Origin of the sequence: Kitasatospora sp. NPDC091257 (genome assembly GCF_044757675.1) — a bacterium.
Classification (GTDB): domain Bacteria; phylum Actinomycetota; class Actinomycetes; order Streptomycetales; family Streptomycetaceae; genus Kitasatospora; species Kitasatospora lactacystinica.
In genome coordinates this window covers 1-3,795 of sequence record NZ_JBIVVI010000915.1, presented here as the reverse complement: position 1 = coordinate 3,795, position 3,795 = coordinate 1, and the positions used below count along the sequence as shown (strand labels likewise).

4 protein-coding genes are annotated in these 3,795 nt (G+C 75.7%); all 4 read left to right on the top strand.

The window, feature by feature from the left end; translation table 11 throughout:
* The first annotated feature begins 99 nt into the window (after positions 1–99).
* Positions 100–798 (top strand): glycerate kinase, encoded by a 699-nt coding sequence (locus ACIQOV_RS31935; protein ID WP_401054175.1) that lies wholly within the window; start codon positions 100–102, stop codon positions 796–798.
* Positions 799–944: 146 nt separating this feature from the next.
* A complete protein-coding gene (gene allB, locus ACIQOV_RS31930) occupies positions 945–2,333 on the top strand; it encodes an allantoinase AllB (RefSeq protein WP_401054174.1) in 1,389 nt (462 codons plus the stop codon).
* A gap of 10 nt (positions 2,334–2,343) precedes the next feature.
* On the top strand, positions 2,344–3,540 hold the full coding sequence (gene alc / locus ACIQOV_RS31925; RefSeq protein ID WP_401054172.1) for an allantoicase: 1,197 nt from the start codon (positions 2,344–2,346) through the stop codon (positions 3,538–3,540).
* A gap of 67 nt (positions 3,541–3,607) precedes the next feature.
* Positions 3,608–3,795: hypothetical protein (locus ACIQOV_RS31920; RefSeq protein WP_401054176.1), on the top strand; the 188-nt coding region annotated here is incomplete at its 3' end.

Sequence of the window (3,795 nt, the reverse complement as noted above, 5' to 3'; positions counted from 1 at the left end):
GGTCGAGGGCGGGCACGACCCGCGCCGCTTCGTCACCGACCTGCTGGAGCGGCTGCGCGACCTGGTGATCCTCGCCACCGTGCCGGACGCCGGGGCGGCATGGTGCAGGCGCTCGGGGTACGGCTGCTCGACGCCGGCGGCGCCGAACTGCCGCCCGGCGGCGCCGCGTTGCGCCGGCTCGCGGAGATCGACCTCGGCCCGCCGGCCGAGGCCCTGGGCGGGGTCGAGGTCGTGGTGGCCTGCGACGTGGACAACCCGCTGCTCGGCCCGCGCGGCGCCCCGGCCGTCTACGGCCCGCAGAAGGGCGCCGACGGCGAGGACCTGGTGGTGCTGGAGGAGGGGCTGACCCGGTTCGCCGACCTGGTGGCCGAGGCCACCGGGCGGGACCTTCGGGAGGCGCCCGGCGCCGGCGCCGCGGGCGGGGTGGGCTTCGCCGCCCTGGCCCTGCTCGGCGCCACCATGCGCCCGGGCATCGAGCTGCTGCTCGACCTGTTGGGCTTCGACGGGGCCGTGCGCGGGGCACGCCTCGTCGTGACCGGCGAGGGCTGCCTGGACGCGCAGACGCTCCACGGCAAGGCCCCCGCCGGAGTCGCCGCCGCGGCCGCCCGGGCGGGGGTTCGGGTGGCCGCCGTGGCGGGCCGGCTGGAGCTCTCCGAGCCCGAGTGGCGGGCCGCCGGTTTCACCGCCGCGATCGCCCTGACCGATCTGGCCGAGCGGCCGGGGGAGAGCATGACCAGGGCCGGTGAGCTGGCCGAACTCGCGGGGGAGAGGCTGGCCGGCGAGCTGCTGCCGGGCTGAACCCCGGCACGTACCGGACCGTCCGCGGGCCCGCGCCTCACGCGTTCAACCATTGACGTTTTGTTGAAGGCGGGCCTAGGCTCCCGGCAATCCTTCGCCTCCACCCTGCTCCACCACCCTCGACTCCCAGGTTTCGGAGGTCCCCCATGCCTTTCGGCCGGCCCACGGTGATCCGCTCCCGCCGGGCGGTCCTGCCCGACGGCGAGCGCCCCGCGGACGTGCTGATCCAGGGCGGGACGATCACCCGCACGGCCCCGCACGGCTCGCTGGCGGCCGCCGGGGGCGAACTCGTCGACCTCGGTGACACCGCCCTGCTGCCCGGCCTGGTCGACACCCACGTGCACGTCAACGAGCCCGGCCGCACCGAGTGGGAGGGCTTCGCCTCCGCCACCCGGGCCGCCGCGGCCGGCGGCGTCACCACGATCATCGACATGCCGCTCAACTCGATCCCGCCCACCACCACGGTGGCGGGGCTGGCGCTCAAGCGGAAGACCGCCGAGGGCCAGGCCTGGGTCGACCTCGGCTTCTGGGGCGGCGCCGTCCCCGGCAACGTCGCCGACCTCGAACCGCTGCACCGGGAGGGCGTGTTCGGCTTCAAGAGCTTCCTCGCCCCCTCCGGGGTGGACGAGTTCCCGCCCGTCGAGGCCGCGGACCTGGCGGCGGCGCTGGCGGAGCAGGCCCGGATCGGGGCGCTGGCGATCATCCACGCCGAGGACCCGGCCGTGCTCGCCGCCGCCCCGCAGCAACCCGGCGTCCACTACCGGGACTTCCTGGCCTCCCGGCCCGCCGGCGCGGAGACCGCGGCGGTCGCCCGGCTGCTCGACGCGGCCCGGCGCACCGGCGCCCGGGTGCACGTCCTGCACGTCTCCTCCGCCGCCGTCCTGCCGCTGCTGCGGCAGGCCCGCGAGGACGGCGTACGGGTGACCGCCGAGACCTGTCCGCACTACCTGACGCTCGCGGCCGAGCAGGTGCCGGACGGCGACACCGCCTTCAAGTGCTGTCCGCCGATCCGCGACGAGTCCAACCGGGACGCGCTCTGGGAGGCCCTGGCGAACGGCGAGTTCATCGCCGTCGTCTCCGACCACTCGCCGTCCACCCCCGATCTCAAGCTGCTGCCCGAGTACGGTGGCAGCGGCGACTTCGCGGCCGCCTGGGGCGGCATCGCCTCGCTCCAGCTCGGCCTGCCGGCCGTCTGGACCGAGGCCCGCCGCCGCGGCCGCACCCTGTCCGACGTGGTGCGCTGGATGTCCGCCGGACCGGCCGAACTGGTCGGCCTCACCGGCACCAAGGGCGCCATCGCCGCCGGTCACGACGCGGACCTGGTCGCCTTCGACCCCGAGGGCGGCTTCGCCGTCCGGGCGAGCGGGCTGCACCACCGCAACCCGGTGACCCCCTACGCCGGCCGGACCCTCACCGGCGCGGTGCGCACCACCTGGCTGCGCGGCCGCGAAGTGGACCCCGCGGCCCGCCCCTTCGGCCGGCAGCTCGCCCGGCCCCGATCCCGTCCCACCACCACCCCGCCCGTACGCGCCTGAAGGAGAGTCAGTGACCACTGCCGACACCCCGAGTGCTCCCTTCACCGAGCTGGTCGACCTGGCCTCCCGACTGCTCGGCGCGGGCGTCGTCGCCACCAACGAGGACACCTTCGCGGACGCCGAGAACCTGCTGGTCGCCAAGCCGGCCGAGTTCCGCCCGCACACCTTCGGCCACAAGGGCCAGATCATGGACGGCTGGGAGTCCAAGCGCCGTCGCGGGGTCTCCGCCGAGCAGCCGCACCCCACCGACGAGGACCACGACTGGACGATCGTGCGGCTCGGCGTCGCCGGGGTGGTCCACGGCGTGATCGTGGACACCGCCCACTTCACCGGCAACTACCCGGAGTCCGCCTCGGTCGAGGCCGCGTCCGTCCCCGGCCACCCCTCGCCCGAGGAACTCCTGGGCGCCGAGTGGACCACGATCGTGCCGCGCACCGCGCTGAGCGGCGACACCGCCCACGAGTTCGCCGTCACGGACGGCACCCGTTACACCCATGTGCGGCTGAACATCTTCCCGGACGGCGGCGTCGCCCGGCTGCGGGTGCACGGCGAGGTGCTGCCCGACCCGCGCGAACTGGACGGCCTCACCTTCGACCTGGCCGCCCAGGAGTACGGCGGCGTGGCCGAGGCGGCGTCCGACCGCTACTTCTCCTCCCCGCACAACCTGAACGCTCCCGGCCGTGCCTCCGTCATGGGCGACGGCTGGGAGACCCGGCGTCGGCGCGACAAGGCCAACGACTGGGTGCAGATCGCCCTGGCCGGGGGCGGTGAGGTCCTGGCCGCCGAAGTGGACACCTCCTGCTTCGTCGCCAATGCCCCCGGCTGGGCCGACCTGATCGGCTTCGACGCCTCGACCGGGGCGGACCCGGCCGACGGCGAGTGGTTCGAACTCCTGCCCCGCACAAGGCTCCAGCCCGACACCCGGCACCGCTTCCGGCTCGACGCCGGCCGCCCGGTGACCCACGTGCGCATCAACGTCCACCCGGACGGCGGCCTGGCCCGCCTCCGGCTCACCGGCCGCCTCACCGGGGCCGGCCGCGCGGCCCTCGCGCTGCGCTGGTTCAACGCCCTCCCGGCCGCCGAGGCCGTCGCGGCCCTCACCGGGGCCGGTGCCGCCGCGCAGGAGGCCGCCGCGCTGACCGCCGCCCGTCCCGCGGCCGACCCGGTGACGGCCGCGACCGTCGTCCGGAGCCTGTTCGGCGGCTGACGATCCGTCGGCTTCCTCGCCCGGATCCCGTGGAACCCATGGAACCCGTCCGGGCGGGGATCTGACGATGCGTCATTCACCCCTCGGCGCACCGCCCTACGACGTGGTGGAGCGCAACCTCGCCCACTTCCACGCCGCGGACGAGGAGTTCGGCGCCCGGCTGGCCGCCGCCGTCACCACCCTGCTGGCGAAGTACCGGACCTCGACGATCGCCGTCAAGGCGGCCGCCGACGCGGTGCAGATCCACGGTGCCCA

Excerpts from the sequence above, each read along its gene's own strand:
- allB (WP_401054174.1), top strand. The coding sequence starts at position 945 with ATGCCTTTCGGCCGGCCCACGGTGATCCGCTCCCGCCGGGCGGTCCTG.
- ACIQOV_RS31935 (WP_401054175.1), top strand. The coding sequence starts at position 100 with ATGGTGCAGGCGCTCGGGGTACGGCTGCTCGACGCCGGCGGCGCCGAA.